The organism is Reichenbachiella sp. (assembly GCF_039944555.1).
Classification (GTDB): Bacteria; Bacteroidota; Bacteroidia; order Cytophagales; family Cyclobacteriaceae; genus Reichenbachiella.
In genome coordinates, this window is sequence record NZ_JBDUYN010000001.1 from 157,354 (window position 1) to 177,971 (window position 20,618).

Here is a 20,618-nt window from a genome sequence, read left to right on the forward strand (position 1 = left end):
AATGGTTGCTAGACTAAACATTTATCAAATGTATATTCGGAATGGATGCAGATTCGGATTCTTTGTTAGAAGAGATTCTTGGGAAAGAGAGAAATATGCAAAAGTTTTGGAGATCGAGTTTGTCATTGAAGGAAAAATGATAAAAGGAGAGCCACCATATTTTGGTGGATTTAAAAATCCTCCAGATCACCCACGTGCTGGTAAAATAATGGGTCCCAGAATAGTTACTTTAAACGCATCTTGGGCCAAACCTAAAACTTGGTCAACTGATGCTGGCGGCAATTTTTGTTGGACAGAATTAAATACTGATGAGATAAGAAATATCAAAGATTAGCCTCTCATAAAACGAATCAATTATGAATGTCAAGAACTTTGGGTCCAAGCGTGAAATTTATAATGAAGGTTATTTGATAGCCGTCAAGTTCGTTCCTTCATTTCCTGTTAAGACAAAAGATAATTATTCAAATCTGTTTAGAGAATTAGAAGCTGAGTATTCCTGGAGGTATGGAATAGCTAGTAAGAAGGTAAAGAATATTGATGGAGGAGCTACATCTGTTGGGTTCTTTCTTGAAACATTTGATTCAACGCAAAATGGTAAGTTGCTTGGTCCTCGTTTTATTTTACTTCCTCATGAAACAGGACTTGAGGTTTTCATACCACTAACAGATATTGCCTATGATGTTGCTTTAACATATTTGGGAATTAAGGCACTCGACAAAATTGTAGATGAGTCACTCAACTTGCTATTAAAAGTGGTTAAAAAAAGGTGGAGTGACTTGATCTGCGATGGGGACAACTACGTAATTGAAAATGTGGAGATAAGGACAGAAACCAAAGGTGTAGGGATCATTTCAATTGATGAATTTGAAATTAATCAGATAAGGTGTTTGGCATCTAACTTCCATTTGATTAATAACATATTTGATTGTAATAAAGATTGCTTTGATGGAAAAATGACGCAACCGTTAGAAGAACATCCAGGGTATGGAAAAATAAACCCGCACTCAAGAGATTAATTTCACAAAACGAATGAAATGATTCGGCGAACTCAGGTCTGGCAAAAGAAATGGCTGAAATGAGTAGAGAGATGAATAAGGCACTGCGAAAAGTCAAAAGGAAAGATCAACTCTATGCTGTCCTGAGGTTTTTTGGATACAGACGCAAGCCCCTACCAAGGGTGGGCGTATATGATGATCTAATGTCATAACTTAGTGGTCACGTAAATGCATGTTGTGGACGAAGTAAGTTTCAATCGCCAGGTCAAAGCGCTCGAGAAAGCCATGAAAGAGGCCAATCAGCCCAAAGAAACTGCGCTAAAAACGCTTCAGCATGCTGGTATAGTTGATAAATACGGGAAACTTACTGACACCTATCGCCCTAAAACAAAGTAACCTTAATCACACTATTTTGTGTTCTTCGCTCTTATTCTTGCTATTTGTAACCTATTTTCTTTTTCTAAGCTTTATCAGCTCTGGGCATAAAGCAATATCAATGAGATAGCCAATACGCGCCATATTAGCCATTTATCCCAAACAATCAACATTTCTAAATCAAAAAGTAAACAATTCCAGAAAACTGGTACAAATACAGTGATTCAATGACTTAATGATTCATTAACCCATTGATCCATTCACTCATTAACTCATTAACTCATTGACCCTGGCCCACTGACTCATTGATTCATTGCCCATCTGTGGTTTTTTTGTGCCCTTTTTTAGCTGCAAAACCCACATTTTTACATTTTTTTCCAATTTATGGTAAAAAGTGGAGGAAAGTGGTGAATAATTCCAAAACTTCATTAAGTTTGTATCGGTGGTTTATATTTTTCTATAACTCTATGGCTTTTTTTACAAGCGAATATGAGTGTAAGTTAGATGCTAAGGGGAGATTGGTTTTACCTGCAAAGATTAAAGCCAATCTGCCCGAAGTGTCTGGTAACGAGCTCGTTGTCATGAAGGGATTCGATCCCAACCTGGTCTTGTATACCATGCTGGAGTACAAGAAAATACACAACAAGTTCGCTTCATTGAGTGATTTTGATGCCGCCCAAAGAAAATTGAAAAGAAACTTTTTTCGTAGTGTCGCACCCGTCGAATTAGATAGCGCAGGCCGTTTTTTAATACCCAAAGGCTGGATAGACCATGCCAAACTGAAAAAAAACGTCATGGTAGTAGGAGCAGGCAATACGATAGAAATATGGAGTCCGGATCTGTATGATGAATACCTGATCGAAGACAACGACGAGTATTCGGATTTGGCCAAGAAATTTTTAGATGAATGAGTGAATATCACAACCCCGTAATGCTGAGAGAATGTATTGAAGGGTTGGCGATCAAAAATGACGGCATCTATGTAGATATCACCTTTGGAGGAGGTGGTCATTCCAAAGAGATTCTAAAGCATTTAGGGGAAAAAGGAAAGTTGTACGCGTTTGATCAGGATCATGAGGCCAGATTGAATGCTGAAACTATAGACAATCGTTCTTTCACATTTATTCAAACCAATTTCAGGAACCTGAAGAAATATTTACGCCTTCAGGGCGTAAAGAAAGTAGACGGCATCCTGGGTGATCTGGGTGTTTCATCTTATCAAATCAATACGGCCGAAAGGGGTTTTTCTACCCGATTCGATGGGCCGTTGGATATGAGAATGAATCAGCAACAAACTATTTCTGCTGCTGATGTGCTCAATGAATACGAGGAACGAGAATTGCATCGGATTCTCGGCCAGTATGGTGAGGTCAGAAATGCCAAGACCCTGGCAGCGGCACTGTGTGCCGAACGCCATTTGTCGCCTTTTAAGACCATTGGACAGTTGCTTGGAGTACTAAAGAAATTTGTCCCAAGAGGCAGAGAGAACAAATATTACGCTCAGGTATTTCAAGGCATACGGATAGAAGTGAATGAGGAAATGAAAGCGCTCGAGGAGATGTTGGTGCAGAGCGCAGAGATATTGAATGAAAAGGGAAGATTGGTCATCATGTCTTACCATTCATTGGAAGACAGACCGGTAAAGAATTTTATTAACAAAGGAAAGTTTTATGGCGAACTGGAAAAGGACTTGTATGGAAACGTTAGTAAACCACTACAAGCCATTACCAGGAAACCAATTACAGCAAGTGACAAAGAAATAAATGAAAACAACAGGGCACGCAGTGCAAAATTAAGAATAGCAGAAAAAATCTGACCATGGCTACTAACACCTATAAGCGATCCCAAGGCACCGGCAACAGTCGAAGGAGCTTTTTTTCTCTTCTTGAAAACCTCATTAATGTCGAAAAATTCTTTGACAAGGGCCTTCCTGTGCAATTCTTAATGCCTTTTTTGTTTAGTACCGTCCTTTGCATCATCTACATCGGCAATCTGCATTACGCCGAAAAGAATATCAGGAAAGCAACTAAACTAAGAGTGACTGTAGAAGACCTCAGAGCCGATTACACTACGCTCAAGGCGGATTACATGTACACCAGCAAGCAATCCGAAGTCGCTAAAAAGGCCATGACCCTCGGACTGAAGGAAAGTGTAGAGCCTCCTAAAATCATAAAGAGCAATGATGAACTTTAAGTCCAACATATTGCTCCGAGTGCGGGTAGCCTATTTGGTAGTGCTACTTTTTTCTATTGCCATTGTTTATAAAATAGTAGAAATCCAGAATTTGGATGGTGGCAAGTGGAAAAAGAAGGCCGAAAGCATTGGCTTGCAGTACCGCAATGTAAAAGCAACTCGAGGAAATATTTATTCTGACAACGGAAGCCTCTTGGCCACCTCATTACCCTTTTATAAAGTAGCCATTGACCCCTCTTTGTCCAATGAGAGGGTGTTTAACAACGGAATCAATGAGTTGGCAGAGCGATTGGCCCGGCAATTCAAAGATTATTCAGCCAAAGATTACAAACGTCGTATCATAGATGCCCGGGAGTCAGGTAGGCGTTATCTGACGCTCAATCGAAAGGAAATCAACTACCAAACTAAGAAACAGATGTCCCAATGGCCCATATTCGAAGAGGGTCGAATGAAAGGTGGGGTAATTTTTGAAAAGGTGGATAAAAGGTTTCGACCTTTTTCTTATTTAGGCTACCGCACCATCGGCACGATCAATGAGGACAACAGGGGAGTAGTCGGATTGGAATACAGTTTCAACAAAGACCTTATGGGTAGAAATGGTAAGGCACTCTATCAAAAAATATCTGGAGGAAGCTGGAAACCTGTATATGATGGAACCGAGGTCAAGCCAAAAAATGGATTAGATATCGTAACTACCATCAATGTTGATCTACAAGACGTTGCAGAATCAGCACTGCTTAAGGCCCTCACGCACAATGATGCTGACTATGGCTGTGTTGTGGTAATGGAAGTGGCAACAGGCGAAATAAAAGCCATTTCAAACCTCAGTAAAAGAAACCAGGGCGGCTATTATGAAAACTACAACTACGCAGTAGGTAGCCAGGGATCGAGAGAACCAGGCTCCACTTTCAAATTGGCCAGTATGATTGCACTTTTCGAAGAAGTAAACACCAGTCTCTACGATTCTGTAGATACCGGCGACGGCACGATGCAATTTTACGATCAGGTGATGAAGGATCACAAGCCTGGTGGATATGGGATGCTTTCTGTACAAGAAGTATTTGAGAAGTCCTCGAATATAGGAACAGCCAAATTGATAGAAGGAGAGTTTGGAGATAAGCCCCAAACCTTTATCGACTACATGACAAAAATGGGACTGACCAAACCACTTGGCTTTCAGTTGATTGGAGAAGGTAAGCCTTACATCAAAAGCCCTGCAGATTCTTCCTGGAGCGGCATATCCCTTCCGTGGATGTCTCATGGATATGAGCTAACCATGACCCCATTGCACACCCTTACGCTCTACAATGCCATAGCAAATAATGGCAGAATGATACAACCTATTCTGGTGAAAAGTGTGATGTCTACAGATAAGACGATCAAGACTTTCGAAACCCGAGTGATTAATAAAAAGATATGCTCCCAGATTACACTCAACAAGGTAAGAGAAATGCTCGAAGGGGTAGTAGAACGAGGAACCGCTCAAAATATCAATGATTCCTACTACAAAATAGCCGGTAAAACCGGAACCGCCAAGCACGTAAAAAATGGACGATACATCAATAAATATTATACCTCCTTTGCCGGTTATTTTCCTGCGGACAATCCTAAGTATAGTTGTATTGTCGTCATAGACAATCCTAAAAAGTTCAGAATCTACGGAAGCGATGTTTCTGCACCTGTATTCAAAAACATCGCTGACAAAATATATGCACTTGATGTGGAACTCAATGATCCGTTTGAAGGGCAAGAAGTAGTAGAAGGTGTGTTCCCGGTGATCAGAGCAGGAGAACATGAAGACTTATCGCTGATCTGCAATACCATTGGAATTTCGAACCATTTGGACGAAGACTCGGAGTGGGTTAAAGCCAAAATCAACAATAATTCCATTGACTGGTCAAAGCTTGATACCAAAGATACAGTAGTGCCGGACGTGAGAGGAATGACCTTACGTGACGCCTTATATCTATTGGAAAACAAAAATTTGAAAGTAAGCTATTCAGGTTCTGGTCGAGTGACCCAACAATCCGTTTTGCCGGGATCGAATATCAACAATGCCAATGAAATCAATTTGACGCTGGGATGAAAATGCTATTAAAGGACATATTGTATAAGGTGAATCTGACTTCAGTCGCTGGTGACATGGCGCTAGCGATTAATGGTGTGCAATTTGACTCACGTCAAATCAAAAAAGGCAACCTGTTTGTAGCGATCAAAGGCACACAGGTCGATGGGCATAAATATATTGATCAGGCCATCAAAAAGGGTGCAGTGGCAGTGGTATGTGAGGAAATGCCTTTTGAGCCAATGAGTGAAATTACCTTTGTGGCAACCAAAAGTTCCAGCCATGCTTTAGGCATTATTGCATCCAATTTTCATGACAATCCATCAGAAAAACTAAAACTTGTAGGTATCACAGGGACCAACGGTAAAACAACGACTGTTACCTTGCTCTATAAGCTTTTTAGATCGTTGGGATATCATGTTGGCATGCTCTCTACGGTAGAGAATGTGATCAACGACAAGGTGATATCTTCAACCCATACCACCCCGGATGCACTAAGCCTCAATGAACTTCTGGCAAAAATGGTGAAGGAAAAATGCCAATTCGCCTTTATGGAAGTAAGCTCACATGCAATAGACCAAAATAGAATTGCAGGATTGACATTTGTAGGCGCAGCATTCATGAATATCAGTCATGATCATCTGGATTACCACTCTACTTTTGAAAATTACATTAACTCTAAGAAGAAACTTTTCGACGGGCTATCCGCTTCCTCATTTGCATTAGTCAATTTGGATGACAAGCGTGGTCAGATCATGATTCAAAACACCAAGGCAAAACAATATTCTTTCGGTCTGAAATTTATGACCGACTACAAAGCCAAAGTGTTAACCAATAGTTATCAAGGATTGGAACTGGATATCAATGGACAGAGTGTATGGTTTCGTTTGATTGGAAAGTTCAATGCGTACAATTTGCTTGCGGCCTATGCCATTGCAGAGCTGCTTCATGAAGATACGGAAGAAGTACTCATGATGCTCTCCGGCTTGGAGCCTGCACCAGGCAGGTTTGAGGTCATACAAGCAGGTTCTGATATTATCGCCCTAGTCGACTACGCACATACTCCGGATGCACTTGAAAATGTTCTGCAGACCATAGACGGCTTTCGTTCTGGAAACGAACAAGTGATTACAGTGGTAGGATGTGGTGGCAATCGGGACAAAGACAAACGACCTGTTATGGCTTCGATTGCCGTGAAGTGGAGCGACAAAGTGATTTTCACTGATGACAATCCAAGAGATGAAGAATCGAAAGACATTTTAAATGACATGATGAAGGGTGTAGGCAAGTCTTTTGTGAAAAAGACCCTTGTCATTCCAGATCGAAAAGAAGCCATAAAAACCGCTTGTTCTATGGCTAATGATCATGACATCATATTAGTGGCAGGGAAGGGGCATGAAGATTATCAGGAAATAAAAGGAAACCGAATTGAATTCGATGATCGAAAGATATTGAAGGAAATGTTAGAACTATTTAGAAGTTAAGAAATGCTGTATTACCTATTTGAATATCTGGACCAACAATTCGATCTCGCAGGAGCCGGTGTATTCCAATACATCTCATTTCGCGCAGGTGTAGGTATTGTGCTTTCGCTTCTTATAACCATATTCTTTGGCAAGCGATTCATAGCTATGCTTCAAAAGCAGCAAATGGGGGAAACCATCCGTGACCTCGGTCTGCAAGGTCAGTTGGAGAAAAAGGGAACACCTACGATGGGGGGAGTTATTATTATCAGTGCGATCGTAATTCCTACATTGCTCGTGGCCAAATTGGACAATATTTATGTTATCCTTTTATTAATCACCACGATTTGGATGGGAATGATCGGGTTCTTGGATGATTATCTCAAGATTAAAAAGAAAAACAAAGAAGGCCTCTCCGGTAAATTCAAAATTGTTGGTCAGGTAGTAATAGGTTTGATTGTTGGGGTAACTATGGTGACTCACGACGATATACTCGTCAGAGATTTCAACAAGTCTGACAAAAGAATCGAAACAACTGTTGAAAGGTCGCAGGAATACCAAGATGTAAAAAGCACGATTACCACAATTCCCTTTGTAAAGAACAACGAGTTCAACTACAAATGGCTACTTCCTGACTTTATGGAAGACTATACCGACATTCTTTATGTGATTGCGGTCATTTTCATTGTTACGGCAGTTTCTAACGGTGCCAACATTACCGATGGATTAGACGGATTGGCAGCCGGCACGTCGGCCATCATAGGAATTACTCTGGCCATACTCGCCTATGTATCTGGCAACATAATTTTTGCAGACTACCTCAACATCATGTACCTCCCAGGCTCTGGTGAGTTAGTAATATTCTGCACAGCTTTCGTCGGAGCATGTATCGGGTTCCTTTGGTACAATTCGTATCCGGCTCAGGTTTTTATGGGGGACACTGGTAGCCTGTCCATTGGCGGTGTGATTGCTGTCTTGGCTCTGGTAGTCAGGAAAGAATTATTGATCCCTGTATTATGTGGAATATTCGTGATAGAGAACCTGTCGGTGATCATTCAGGTCAGCTATTTCAAATACACAAAAAAGAAATATGGTGAAGGTAAAAGGGTGTTTCTGATGTCTCCGCTTCATCATCATTACCAGAAAAAAGGTATCCACGAAACAAAGATTGTAACACGGTTTTGGACCACAGGAATCCTGTTGGCCATTCTTACTTTGGCAACCTTGAAATTGAGATAATTGAAAAAGATTAAGAACCATAGTATTGCAATATTAGGTAGCGGTGAAAGCGGCATCGGAGCTCTGCGTCTTGCTACCAAGCATGGTATTAAAGCTTTTCTTTCTGATTCCAAAACGATTCCTGTACACAAACAAAGGTTGATAGAGTCGTTAGGGGCGAGCTTCGAAGAAGGTACGCATACCATTGAGGAACTGGTAAAGTATGACGAAATCATTAAAAGCCCTGGGATTCCGGATTCGGCTACCATCATTTCCGAATTGGTAAAAGCAGGTAAAACCGTAATTTCTGAAATTGAATTTGCCAGCCGATTCACAAAGGCTAAAATCATAGGTATTACCGGATCTAACGGAAAGACGACAACAACATTACTCACCACTCATATTTTAAAAGAAGCAGGTATCAATGTAGCTAGCGCTGGCAACGTAGGCAATAGTTTTTCTGACTTGCTGGTTGATCAAAATCCGGATGTAATTGTACTTGAGCTAAGCAGTTTCCAACTGGATGGGATAATCGATTTCCGACCAGATATCGCTATTGTACTTAATATTACTCCAGATCATCTGGATCGATATGCCTATGATATAGATCTATATGCAGACGCTAAATGGCGACTCGTTAGAAACATGTCAGAGGGAGATTATCTAATTGTCAACGGTGACGATCAGATGATATCTGACCGAGTTTCGAAGGATAGCTCGTCTTACGAAAAAGTGGAAATTACTACAAGATCTAAGACTAACAATGGAGCTTATTTTCTCGAAGGCTACCTGATATTCGATTGTGAGAAGATTATTCAAATTGTTCCCATCGAAGATCTACCCCTTTTAGGAAGACATAATCAGTATAACCAAATGGCAGCAATCCTGTCTGCCATTCAATTGGAGGTGCCATTTGCTGAAATTATGAAAGCATTGGCATCCTTTAAAAATGCACCGCATCGAATGGAGTTGATCGGATACATACAGGATATTCCTTATATCAACGACTCTAAGGCGACCAACGTGGACGCGGTATACTATGCTTTAGATGCTATGACCAAGCCTGTCGTCTGGATTGCTGGTGGAGTAAACAAAGGCAATGATTACAGTCAGATCAAGAATTTGGTTGTGAATAAGGTCAACACGATCATCTGCCTTGGGTCCGACAACGAGCATCTAATCGACGAATTCAAAAATGATGTCAATCAGCTTATACAAGTAAATAGTGCCAAAGATGCAGTGGCCCGAGCTTTCGATTTGGCTCTACCAGGTGAAGTGGTTCTCTTATCTCCAGCGTGTGCCAGCTTTGATCTGTTCGACAATTATGAACAAAGAGGAGACTTATTTAGAGAAGAAGTATTGAAGATGAAAAAAATCAAAGAACCTGTTAAAGCATGATAAGAAACTGGACAAATAGAAACCTGCATGGAGATCCGGTAATTTGGTTCATCGTAATTGCGCTGTCTGCTCTAAGTATTTTGGTGGTGTATAGTGCCACGGGTACATTGGCATACAATCAGATGGAAGGCAATACAGAACATTATCTTTTTAAGCATACTGCCCTTGTTCTTCTCAGTTGGTTTGCTATGTGGGTGGCACACAAAATTGATTATAGATATTATGCAAAGTTGTCCAAACTAGCCTTATGGGTGTCCGTGCCTTTGCTATTTATTACTTGGAAGTTTGGAGTCAACATCAACGAAGCTTCAAGGTGGATTACAGTACCATTTATCAACCAGGCGTTTCAGCCTTCTGATCTGGCCAATTTTGCCTTGATTGTGACATTGGCCTCCATGCTGGCCAAACGGCAGGAAAACATTGATAACATCAAAGAGTCATTGATACCGATGCTTTTGTGGATCGGGGTGATTTGCGGGCTAATCGCGATGACTAACCTTTCCAGCGCAGCGCTCATATTTGGGACGTGTATGGTGGTTATGTTCGTTGGTCGAGTACCCGTCAAATATCTGGCCATGCTTGTACTTATAGGGGTTATTGCCGGAGCAGCTGCCTTGGCGATTGGTCAGAGAGCGGATACAGCATTTAGCCGAATAGAATCATTTTTCTTAGAGGATGAGCTACCATTTCAGGCAGAGCAGTCATATATCGCTATCGCTAACGGAGGAACAATAAGATTCGCTCCGGGAAAGAGCCAGCAGAAAAACTTTTTACCTCACCCTTACTCCGATTTTATCTATGCCATCATTATCGAAGAATATGGCCTGGTTGGAGGTGTCATAGTGCTCTTCCTGTATCTGGCCTTGCTCTACCGGGGTACCAGAGTGGTGGCTACCAGTGAGCGAACATATGGAGGATTGCTGTCTGCAGGATTGAGTTTTGCTTTAGTCATGCAGGCCATGGTAAATATGGCCGTAGCCGTTGGGTTGGTACCAATCACCGGTTTGACCTTGCCTTTGGTGAGCATGGGTGGTACTTCGCAGCTATTTGTGGGTGTGGCTATTGGGATTATTCTCAGCGTAAGCCGAGGAGAAATTGAAGAAATGGGAACGGCAGGTTCAAATGAATACAGAAAAGACACCGCAGTAGAATACGCATAGATGATAGACGAGAAGACATATCGCCAAAATCCATTGCGGATAATGATTAGCGGGGGAGGTACTGGAGGACATATCTATCCGGCGATAGCTATTGCTAATGCCCTAAATGATATTCAAAAGGACATCAAATTCCTTTTTGTGGGGGCAAACGGGCGAATGGAAATGGAAAAAGTACCTGAGGCCGGATATGATATTGTAGGTCTTTGGATTAGTGGATTACAGCGCAGATTGACGCTGGGCAATCTTTCTTTTCCATTTAAGGTTATTTCAAGTATTTGGAAGTCTTTCAGCTTGTTGAAAAAATTCAGACCGGATGTGGTGATCGGAGTAGGAGGTTATGCCAGCGGTCCGCTGCTTTATGCGGCCAACAAAAAGGGTATTCCGACTTTGATACAAGAGCAAAATTCCTATCCCGGAATTACTAATAAATTATTGGCCGGCAAAGCCAACAAAATATGTGTAGCCTATCCTGGCATGGAACGGTTCTTTCAAAAGGAAAAACTAGTTGAAACAGGTAATCCAGTTCGAACCGATATCATGAATTCGGACAATGTCCGACTTGAGGGCTTATCCCAATTCGGGTTTAGAAGTGATAAGAAAACAGTATTGATTTTAGGCGGAAGCCTGGGTGCAAGGACTATTAATAACACCTTGGCTGAAGGCGTCGAACGACTGATTGATGAGGATGTTCAGGTGCTGTGGCAGTCAGGTAAGTTCTACTTCGACGAAATGAAGGAAAGAACGGTCCATATTGATTCTGAAAAGCTAAGAATTGTGCCTTTCATAAAAGACATGGATCGGGCGTATGGTGCGGCCGACGTGGTGATTTCAAGAGCTGGTGCCTTGTCTATTTCAGAACTGTGTCTGGTAGGCAAACCGGTACTATTTGTGCCCTCTCCTAATGTGGCAGAAGATCATCAGACAAAAAATGCTATGGCTCTCGTAAGCCGTGAAGCAGCAGAGATGATTCGCGATGACGAGGCAGGAGAGCATTTGATCACAGAAACTCTGAAGTTGCTAAAGAATGAAGAGCAACAAAAAATAATAAGAGCTAACATCAAAGAGCTCGCTAAGCCAAATGCTGCCAAAGATATTGCTCACGAAATATTTACAATGATCAAATGAATTTAGAAAATCTACATAGCGTCTATTTTCTAGGTATAGGAGGCATTGGTATGAGTGCGCTGGCACGCTGGTTTCATGCTAACGGGTATGCCGTCACCGGCTATGATAAAACGGCCACCTCACTCACCGAAAAATTGGTCGAGGAGGGCATTGCTGTTCATTACGAAGACCATGTCAGAAACATTCCTGAAAAAGTAAAGAAAGACCGGGACGGTGCATTGATCATTTATACCCCGGCCGTTCCTGTCGATTTGAATGAGTACCAATTCTTTATCAATGAAGGATTTGAACTTTACAAGAGATCACAGGTATTGGGCATGCTCACCAAGTCAAGTTACACCATAGCAGTAGCAGGTACACATGGTAAGACCACGACTTCTTCGATGATCGCACACCTATTAAAGTCGGCTGGAGTGGATTGTTCGGCGTTTGTGGGCGGTATCATGACCAACTACGATTCAAATTTGCTCATTGGGGTAAATAATGAGGTAATGGTGGTAGAGGCAGACGAATTTGATAGATCCTTCCTGACCTTGCATCCGGATGTAGCCATCATCACTGCAACAGATGCAGACCACCTGGATATTTATGGATCGAAGGACTCATTGAAAGATTCCTTCAATGAGTTTATAAAAAATATAAAGGCCAACGGTCAGCTATTTATCGAAGAGAAAGTAGCAGCCGAGTTGGTACTCAATCCAAATGGGAACATCAACGTCAATACTTATGGACTGAATGGCGGCGATATTACAATCAGCGATCTCAAAATTGCCAATGCCAAATTTGAATTTACTTTTAAAAGTCATGAAGGAAATGCTAAAGGATTTGCACTGGCCATGCCGGGATATCACAATGTATCCAATGCGTTAGCCGCTATTGCTTCAGTCGGTTCTTTGATAAAACAAGACGAGCAATTGGTGAATGGAATCAACACCTATTTGGGTGTTAAAAGAAGGTTTGAATATGTGATCAAGAGTGATGATATCGTATTTATCGACGACTACGCGCATCACCCCGAAGAGATCAAGGCTTTACTGGAATCCGTACGAGCACTCTACCCCAATAAGAAAATTACGGCGATTTTTCAGCCACATTTATTCACGCGGACCCGAGATTTTGTTGATGGTTTCGCAGAGAGCTTATCGATGGCGGATCATGTGATTTTACTGGATATCTATCCAGCAAGAGAATTACCAATACCGGGTGTGAATTCCGAAATGATCAAAGAAAAAATGACTAATAAGAGCATCAGGACTTATATCAAAGATGATGTGCTAGAATATTTTGATAATCATACACCCGAGGTCTTACTCACTATAGGTGCTGGCAATATAGATACGCTGGTTTCACCAATTAAAAAAAGGTTAGAAAATAAATGAATTGGCTGATTAACATATGGAATACTTTTAAGATTGGACTGATGCTATTTGCATTGGTAATCATCATTGGATTTACCAATTCACGTCAGAATGATCGATACATCAATGATGTGCATATTCTCATCGATAATCAGTTTGAGAACTACTTTATCAATCAAGATGATGTCCTTGCGCTCATTAACGATAGAGGAAAAGATTATTTGCTTAGTAGTGATTTTGGTAGTCTCAACCTCAAAGAGCTGGAAAATCGCATTGAGTCGCACCAGTTCGTCAACAAGGCACAGGCATATATTGATCTCGAAGGTAATATGTCTATTGAAGTCACCCAAAATCGGCCGATTGCTCGAGTGGTAGTGAACAACGCACCTGATTATTATATCAGTGTCGATGGAGATGTTTTACCAGAATCAGAGCACTATACCGCAAGGGTAGTTTTGATGCACATTGACAATGACAGCTGGATTGATGGAGAAAATATCAAAAACTCACAACAAGGGCAGGAGGTCTATGAGCTTCTGAATTTCATCAGTCAGGATGAGTTTTGGAGTGCTCAGATAGCAGCCATAAGAATAGAGAATAACCAGGAAGTGGTGTTAGAACCGCAAGTGACAAAGCAAGAAATCATGTTCGGTAAGCCAGAGGATATCGACAATAAATTTAAAAAACTAATGATCTTTTATAAGCAAATCTTGCCCTATAAAGGCTGGAATTCTTATACATCGGTCAATCTCAAATTCAAGAATCAAATAGTCTGTAAATGATAAATGGTATGGAAACAAATGAAATCATTGTAGGTCTCGACATAGGTACAACCAAGATTTGTGCAATAGTTGGGAGAAAAAACGAATTCGGTAAACTCGAAGTACTGGGCATGGGTAAGGCAGTGTCCGATGGCGTGATCCGAGGGATTGTCACCAATATCGATAAAACCATAAATGCCATCAAGAAAGCGGTAGCTGAAGCCGAAGAGCAATCAGGCATCGACATACGCGTAGTGAATGTCGGCATTGCAGGACAGCATATTAAGAGTTCGGTGCATCATGGGTCGATCATCAGACATTCTTCAGATGATGAGATTACCATCGAGGATGTAAATAGGCTCACTAATGATATGTATAAAATTGTCATCCCTCCGGGGAGCGAAATTATTCATGTCATGCCGCAGGACTATCTAGTAGACTATGAAGAAGGAATAAAAGACCCTGTAGGAATGTCCGGAGTTCGTTTGGAGGCAGATTTTCATGTGATTACTGCGCAAACGAACGCGATTCAAAACATCAATAAGTGTGTGCGAAGAGCAGGGTTGGAAATTGACAATTTGATTCTAGAACCATTAGCTTCAAGTTTGTCGGTATTGAGTGATGAAGAAAAAGAAGCCGGTGTTTGCTTGGTAGACATAGGTGGCGGTACTACAGACATCGCCATATTCCATGAAAACATAATCCGCCATACCTCTGTGATACCATTCGGAGGTAATATCATCACATCGGATATTAAAGATGGATGCAATGTGTTGAATCATCAGGCGGAAATTTTGAAAACAAAATTTGGCCAGGCTTTGGCCGAAATGGCCAACGAAAATGAAGTAGTATCCATACCTGGTTTAAAAAACCGGGATCCAAAAGAGATTTCAGTGAAAAATCTGGCAAGAGTGATCGAAGCCAGAATGGAAGAAATCATCGAGATGGTTCATACAAAAATAATAACCAGTGGCTATGAGAATAGGTTGGCCGGGGGTATCGTCGTCACTGGCGGCGGCTCCCAACTGGTATCTATCAAGCAACTATTCGAATATATGACAGGCCTCGACGCTCGTGTGGGATTCCCCAATGAGCATTTGGGCAAGAGCAAAGTTGAGGCTATAAAAAGCCCAATGTTTGCTACCTCTGTAGGCCTTGTACTTTGTGGTTTCAAGGCACTGGACGATAGAGACAATAGATATTTCCTTGAAGATTCAGTAGTCAAGGATTACGACAAAAGGAAAAAACCAGCTGGTGGTTCAGACAATATTTTGAAGAAAATATTGGAGAAAACCAAAGGTATTTTAATAGATGATTTTGAAGACGGTTCAACTAGATAAGATGACCCGAAATATTAATACTTAACAAGTAGGTAGTTGTTATTCGACTATTTCAATACGAACAAATTAAACAAAACACGTCATGACAGAAAGTAGTTTTAAATTTGATTTGCCTACACATCATAAATCGATCATCAAGGTGATCGGTGTAGGCGGAGGTGGCAGCAATGCTGTCAATCACATGTACAACCAAGGTATTACCGGTGTAGAATTCATTGTCTGCAATACGGATGCACAGGCCTTGAATACCAGTCCCATTCCTAACAAGCTCCAGATTGGAGTGAACCTGACAGAAGGACTGGGTGCCGGAGCGAATCCCGAACAAGGGAAAAATGCGGCTTTAGAAAACAAAGAAGAGATCAGAAACATGCTCAGCGAGGATACCAAAATGGTGTTCGTCACTGCAGGTATGGGTGGTGGTACAGGTACAGGTGCAGCTCCGGTCATTGCTCAAGTGGCAAAGGAGTTAGGTATTCTCACTGTAGGTATCGTAACCGTTCCATTCAAATTTGAAGGGAAGAAAAAAATGCGCCAGGCCATGGAAGGAGTTGATTCCCTGAAGGCTAATTGTGATACGGTGCTCATGATTCTTAATGATAAATTGACTGAAGCTTTCGGTAGTTTATCTGTCAATGAAGCTTTTGCACAAGCCGATAACGTTTTGACCACAGCCGCAAAGGGAATAGCTGAAATAATCACTGTGCCTGGTTATGTCAACGTGGATTTTGAAGATGTCAAAACGGTCATGAAAGATTCCGGAGGGGCAGTGATGGGATCTGCAGAAACTTCAGGAGAAAGCAGGGCGAGAAGAGCCGCAGAAGAAGCTATAAATTCTCCATTGCTCAACAATCAGAATATAGAAGGTGCAGATAAGATTTTGCTTTCCATTATTTCCGGAGATCAAGCCGAACTGCAAATGGACGAACTGACTGAGATCACTGATTTTATGCAGGAACTAGCAGGAGACGATGCCGAGGTGATATTTGGTCATGGCGTTGATAGTGAATTGAGAGACAGTATCAGAGTCACCATTATTGCAACGGGATTCGAAAATGAGGACAAAATACCACAGTCACAAAACGATCAGACCACTCAGACCCAGCAAGAGGCAACCCGCAAGGTATTCGATTTGGATCGGGATGTTCAAACAAGCTTATTTACCAGCGAGCCACAAGAGGTAAAAGAGGATACTTTTGAAGAGGATTTTCAATTGAAAATGCGGTCCTTTTCATTCGAAAAGCCGGAAAGATCCCCTGAGCCAGAGCCAAGGGCAGTGGATGAGGAAGATCCATTTGAAGTGGAGATGAGACAGCTTTTTGAAGAGTCTAAAAATGTAGTAGTCGACGAGCCCTTAGAGGAATTGGACGGAATGGCTCATCCTCCTTCGAAGAAAATTTTGTTGATGGAGCAGTCTGAGGAACGCCGACGTCGACTGGATGGAATCAATGGAGAAGAAACAGTGGATACCAATAGTTATAAAGAAAAATTCGATGTTCCCGCATACCAACGTAAAAAGGTAAACTTGAAAAATGTACCCGCTTCATCTGAAAGCTTGGTATCCAAGTACAACCTAAACGATGATAATGAATTGGGTAACAATAAATTTTTGCACGATAGACCGGATTGAAGTTAGGTGATCTAGTGTAAAGTGTATAGTGTTAGGTTCTTCTAAACACTTAATACCAAACACTTTAATACCCAACGATCAGGTAAGAGTTAGTACTCGTTGACCACTGGTCTGAGGCTAAAAGGCAAGTAATTTATCCACTTGCTCTTCGAGCAAACTGTGATACAACTCTGAAAGATTATTTTCTGTCAAATTTTCTTCTATGCGGGATAGCTTGGGCTTTTGAGCAAGCACATGCGTCCCGCAATAGTTGAAAATATCTGTTAGGTGGCTCAAGGCCAAACCTGCGCCTTGAACACCCGACGATATTCCTACCAGTGCGGCCTTTTTGTCTCTAAAGGTGTGAGGAAATACCAGCCCATCAATAAATGCTTTTAACACACCAGGAAACGATCCGTTGTATTCCGGAACAATAAAGACCATCTTCTCCGCCTCCACCATTTTCTTTCTGAAAGTATTGAATACTTCATTTTTTCCTGCCTGGTCATAGAGTGCTGTTTCTGTAAAGTCAGCGGGTAGGTCTTCCAGGTAAATGATTTCAGTATCTATATTCTTTTCAATAAGGATATCACGATAAATGTGGGCCAGTTTTTTAGAAACAGAATCTTTTCTGTTTGTGCTGCTGATGATGGTAATCATGTTTACTGTCTATTAGTCAATTGTGCCGCAAGATAAAGAAAGTATGAAAAGCCAGACTTAATGCTTTTGCAGTAATTAGTAAAAGCAAATAAAAAAATCCGCACAAACTAATTGAGCGGATTTTTAATCTATGTATTTGAAAAATATTATTTATCCAAAGCTCGAGCAGTTGTCTAATCTTAAACCCTTAATTCATTGCTTGGAAAAGCATAATTACTGGTTAGCCTAGCCAATGCCTTGTAGTTTTTGGTTTTAGAATGACTCCGTTTTCACTACGACTCTGTTTTTACTATGTCTCCGGTGTCCACATCTATCCAGACTACGTAGAATCCGAAATTCGGATCTGAAAGTGATATGGTCACAATACGATATGATTCGTTATCTACCTCGACATTATGGTGATAGGTCCAATCATAAGCTTCAGCATCTACATCGGCAAGTTCCTCCTCTGCCTTGGTGATGGCTTCCGTTGATGTTAGGGCGGCTGAGCCCCCAAAACTAAGCTCTTGGTCAAGTGTGATGATTCCATCGCCGTCATTATCTAACGGATCAGCACTAAGTAATTCATAAGTAGTTTCAAAAACAAGTAATTTGAATGCTTCTCCGGAGGCCGTCAAAATCTGGATCTCCCAAAACGGATTTCCATCATTGTCATATCTATAGGCATATCCTATTTCTCCTGATATAAAGGTAGCCAAATGCTCTACGAAATCTTCTGATGGGGTAGTGCTGCTTTCTACCCATTCTCCCGATGCAGCATGAATAACAACCGTAGTGATATTGTCGGCTTCATCCTCAGCATAGAAGGATAGAGCCCAATATGAAAATTCTGTATTCTGTATGTAAGTATAAGTCCAGCTGGTCACTTCAACTGACATTTGCCCTTCTACTGTGGCGAGTTGATCAGAGAACGAAACACCATTTTCTAAGAAGTTCATCTCGTAGTCAAATGGCCCGACTGTACCTTCAGCCTCAGTTAGTTCTAAAGTGGCTGAGTTAATTTTTAGACTTACAAGTGCTTCAGAAGAGGTTTGCAAAAGCACATTCCAATATTCAGTACCAGCAGCATCTGTTTCTGTATCGGCAAAAATAACATTGCCAGTGATGAAGTTGGCGACAGCATCACTGATGTCTGATGTGACCTCTGGGATTTCTTCTGCAGCCTCTTCTTCGAACAAAACGGCATCTTCTGCTTCAAAGACTTTTATGGCCAATACTTCTCCATCAGTGCCATTGAGTTCAACTTCATACCTTGTGCCATCAGCACTTACTACATGCAATTCATATTCAAGAGTATTGTTCTCTTCTATGGAGATTTCCCACCTGACTATATCGCCGTCGACCTGGGCTTTTGCAGCCTCGATAGCATCGGATAATGAAATAAAACCATCTGTAGATACTTCATCAGATATTTCACTACCAACAATAGCCTCGATTGAAAGAATTTCGAAGATATCTTGTACCACTGTGACATTGACAGCTGTACCGTCTGCAAAGAGTACTTTTATCACGTAGACGGAAAGTCCACGGGCTTCATCTTCGTAGGCTTCAATCAACGTAGCGTCGAAAAGCTGAGTGATCATTTCTGCTAATTTGTCGATATTGTTTAAAACTCTCGCTCCACTGAGCGCACTCAATTCTTCTTCATAAGGAGTGTTAATTTCCTCAAAGTCGGTAAGTGTAAGGTCCTCAAAAACTTCTTCTTCATAGGCCTCAAATTCAGTCCCTTCAATGGGTTCATCGGTATTATCATCCGTAGGATTGTCAGACATCAGTTCATCTTCGTCGCAACCAAATAGACAGAAGACAAATAGTCCGGAAATAATTAATTTTTTCATAGCATGTGTTTTGTTTGATTTTAACTGAAATATTTTTCTGTTTTTAGAAAGACAGTCTTGGTTTTCGGACAATGAGAATGGCTGTTTTCCTTAAGAATAGAAAGAGGAGTGCTATCATAACCCTACCTGGTCGGAGAGGGTATTCCGATTCTCAATAATTGGGTAGGCAATGGGTAGATTATAAAGTAAGAATATGAAGTGAAAGTTGATATTAATACTCAAAATTTTTACAAGACTTTGCTTGTTGCAGAAAGAAAGCCTTGTTCGGGTCCGGTAGGATATGAGCCCGGAATGTTTGATCGGGTTAGTTCACCTATTTGGTCAGATTGATTATGAAGGCCTAGTTGCAGTTTTTGTTTCCGAACTCAATGGCCTTCGCAGGGAATTTGCTCTCCAGTGAAGTATTTCGGCGTAATCTGGCTTTGAGTTGGCTACAATCCGGAAAAAACTTCAGAATGGTTGCCTTTAAGTTGGATTTTTTTATCCATACCGACTCTTTCTCGTTAACAACATAATCCATGAAAAACATATCCTGGCCTGTAAGTGTAGGCGCGCTACCAGGTGCTCCTGTCATCACCGTACTAGGTCGTGTACCATATTTTCTGTACAATTCAACCTGCCCGGTTGCCATTCTCTTTCCTAATTTTGTAGAGCCGCTAGAAGAGGTGAAGGGTGAATAGATACTTTCACCCAGTGAAATGTGATCTATTTCCGACAATTTTAATTTTAGGATTTGTTTTCCAGTTTGATAGGTAATTTTCCTGGCTGAGAGAATAACATCTCTCTTATAGATCTGAATTTTGGCGTCTATTGTTGTTCCATTTTTCAGCTTAATAATTCCAGTTTGAAACTTTTGTGCATTTACATGGATTACGGAAATTAGAATTAGGACTGTTGCGGTTAAGTTTTTTTTCATGTGTACTTATATTATGGGTCTTTTGGGTTGTAGCCATGGTTTCTTGAGTGAATAAGAAAAAAGATAGAGGAGCTAAACACCTAATTGGCCTAAATACATATGAATAAAGCAAAAAGACCCACACTTATGATAGCATGGGTCCTTATT

Annotated in this window: 19 protein-coding genes; 16 read left to right on the forward strand and 3 right to left on the reverse strand. The window is 41.2% G+C overall.

Going from position 1 to position 20,618, the window contains the following annotated elements; all coding sequences use genetic code 11:
- Position 1 precedes the first annotated feature (1 nt).
- From ABJD64_RS00595 to ftsZ, 16 genes are all read left to right on the forward strand, one after another.
- Positions 2–334: a hypothetical protein gene (locus tag ABJD64_RS00595; RefSeq protein WP_348182102.1), complete on the forward strand. Its 333-nt coding sequence runs from the start codon at positions 2–4 to the stop codon at positions 332–334.
- A gap of 22 nt (positions 335–356) precedes the next feature.
- A complete protein-coding gene (locus ABJD64_RS00600; protein ID WP_348182103.1) occupies positions 357–1,016 on the forward strand; it encodes a hypothetical protein in 660 nt (219 codons plus the stop codon).
- Between the two features lie 216 nt (positions 1,017–1,232).
- On the forward strand, positions 1,233–1,391 hold the full coding sequence (locus ABJD64_RS00605; protein ID WP_348182104.1) for a hypothetical protein: 159 nt from the start codon (positions 1,233–1,235) through the stop codon (positions 1,389–1,391).
- 446 nt (positions 1,392–1,837) lie between these two features.
- The gene (mraZ, locus tag ABJD64_RS00610; RefSeq protein ID WP_348182105.1) at positions 1,838–2,281 is read left to right on the forward strand and encodes a division/cell wall cluster transcriptional repressor MraZ; all 444 of its coding nucleotides are present in this window, start codon (positions 1,838–1,840) and stop codon (positions 2,279–2,281) included.
- Positions 2,278–3,186: a 16S rRNA (cytosine(1402)-N(4))-methyltransferase RsmH gene (gene rsmH / locus ABJD64_RS00615; RefSeq protein WP_348182106.1), complete on the forward strand. Its 909-nt coding sequence runs from the start codon at positions 2,278–2,280 to the stop codon at positions 3,184–3,186. Before mraZ ends, rsmH begins: the two co-directional genes overlap by 4 nt.
- A 2-nt stretch (positions 3,187–3,188) precedes the next feature.
- Positions 3,189–3,563 carry an FtsL-like putative cell division protein gene (locus ABJD64_RS00620; RefSeq protein WP_348182107.1) on the forward strand — a complete coding sequence of 125 codons (375 nt, stop codon included), beginning with the start codon at positions 3,189–3,191 and terminating at the stop codon, positions 3,561–3,563.
- On the forward strand, positions 3,550–5,649 hold the full coding sequence (locus ABJD64_RS00625) for a penicillin-binding protein (RefSeq protein WP_348182108.1): 2,100 nt from the start codon (positions 3,550–3,552) through the stop codon (positions 5,647–5,649). The genes ABJD64_RS00620 and ABJD64_RS00625 overlap by 14 nt, the downstream gene beginning before the upstream one ends.
- 2 nt (positions 5,650–5,651) lie before the next feature.
- A complete protein-coding gene (locus tag ABJD64_RS00630) occupies positions 5,652–7,112 on the forward strand; it encodes a UDP-N-acetylmuramoyl-L-alanyl-D-glutamate--2,6-diaminopimelate ligase (protein ID WP_348182445.1) in 1,461 nt (486 codons plus the stop codon).
- Between the two features lie 3 nt (positions 7,113–7,115).
- Positions 7,116–8,330, forward strand: a complete 1,215-nt coding sequence (mraY, locus tag ABJD64_RS00635) for a phospho-N-acetylmuramoyl-pentapeptide-transferase (protein ID WP_348182109.1) — start codon at positions 7,116–7,118, stop codon at positions 8,328–8,330.
- Positions 8,331–9,707 carry a UDP-N-acetylmuramoyl-L-alanine--D-glutamate ligase gene (gene murD, locus ABJD64_RS00640; protein ID WP_348182110.1) on the forward strand — a complete coding sequence of 459 codons (1,377 nt, stop codon included), beginning with the start codon at positions 8,331–8,333 and terminating at the stop codon, positions 9,705–9,707.
- Positions 9,704–10,867 (forward strand): FtsW/RodA/SpoVE family cell cycle protein, encoded by a 1,164-nt coding sequence (locus tag ABJD64_RS00645; protein ID WP_348182111.1) that lies wholly within the window; start codon positions 9,704–9,706, stop codon positions 10,865–10,867. Before murD ends, ABJD64_RS00645 begins: the two co-directional genes overlap by 4 nt.
- Positions 10,868–11,992 carry an undecaprenyldiphospho-muramoylpentapeptide beta-N-acetylglucosaminyltransferase gene (gene murG, locus ABJD64_RS00650; protein ID WP_348182112.1) on the forward strand — a complete coding sequence of 375 codons (1,125 nt, stop codon included), beginning with the start codon at positions 10,868–10,870 and terminating at the stop codon, positions 11,990–11,992.
- The gene (gene murC / locus ABJD64_RS00655) at positions 11,989–13,371 is read left to right on the forward strand and encodes a UDP-N-acetylmuramate--L-alanine ligase (RefSeq protein WP_348182113.1); all 1,383 of its coding nucleotides are present in this window, start codon (positions 11,989–11,991) and stop codon (positions 13,369–13,371) included. Before murG ends, murC begins: the two co-directional genes overlap by 4 nt.
- On the forward strand, positions 13,368–14,132 hold the full coding sequence (locus ABJD64_RS00660) for a cell division protein FtsQ (protein ID WP_348182114.1): 765 nt from the start codon (positions 13,368–13,370) through the stop codon (positions 14,130–14,132). The genes murC and ABJD64_RS00660 overlap by 4 nt, the downstream gene beginning before the upstream one ends.
- Positions 14,133–14,140: 8 nt before the next feature.
- On the forward strand, positions 14,141–15,451 hold the full coding sequence (gene ftsA, locus ABJD64_RS00665; RefSeq protein ID WP_348182115.1) for a cell division protein FtsA: 1,311 nt from the start codon (positions 14,141–14,143) through the stop codon (positions 15,449–15,451).
- An 82-nt stretch (positions 15,452–15,533) separates the two neighbouring features.
- The gene (gene ftsZ, locus ABJD64_RS00670; protein ID WP_348182116.1) at positions 15,534–17,078 is read left to right on the forward strand and encodes a cell division protein FtsZ; all 1,545 of its coding nucleotides are present in this window, start codon (positions 15,534–15,536) and stop codon (positions 17,076–17,078) included.
- 117 nt (positions 17,079–17,195) lie between these two features.
- Here ftsZ and ABJD64_RS00675 read toward each other — a convergent pair whose 3' ends face one another.
- From ABJD64_RS00675 to ABJD64_RS00685, 3 genes are all read right to left on the reverse strand, one after another.
- Positions 17,196–17,717, reverse strand: a complete 522-nt coding sequence (locus ABJD64_RS00675; RefSeq protein ID WP_348182117.1) for an NAD(P)H-dependent oxidoreductase — start codon at positions 17,715–17,717, stop codon at positions 17,196–17,198.
- Between the two features lie 272 nt (positions 17,718–17,989).
- On the reverse strand, positions 17,990–19,555 hold the full coding sequence (locus ABJD64_RS00680; protein ID WP_348182118.1) for a PepSY domain-containing protein: 1,566 nt from the start codon (positions 19,553–19,555) through the stop codon (positions 17,990–17,992).
- Between the two features lie 340 nt (positions 19,556–19,895).
- Positions 19,896–20,471 (reverse strand): hypothetical protein, encoded by a 576-nt coding sequence (locus ABJD64_RS00685; protein WP_348182119.1) that lies wholly within the window; start codon positions 20,469–20,471, stop codon positions 19,896–19,898.
- Positions 20,472–20,618: the final 147 nt, after the last annotated feature.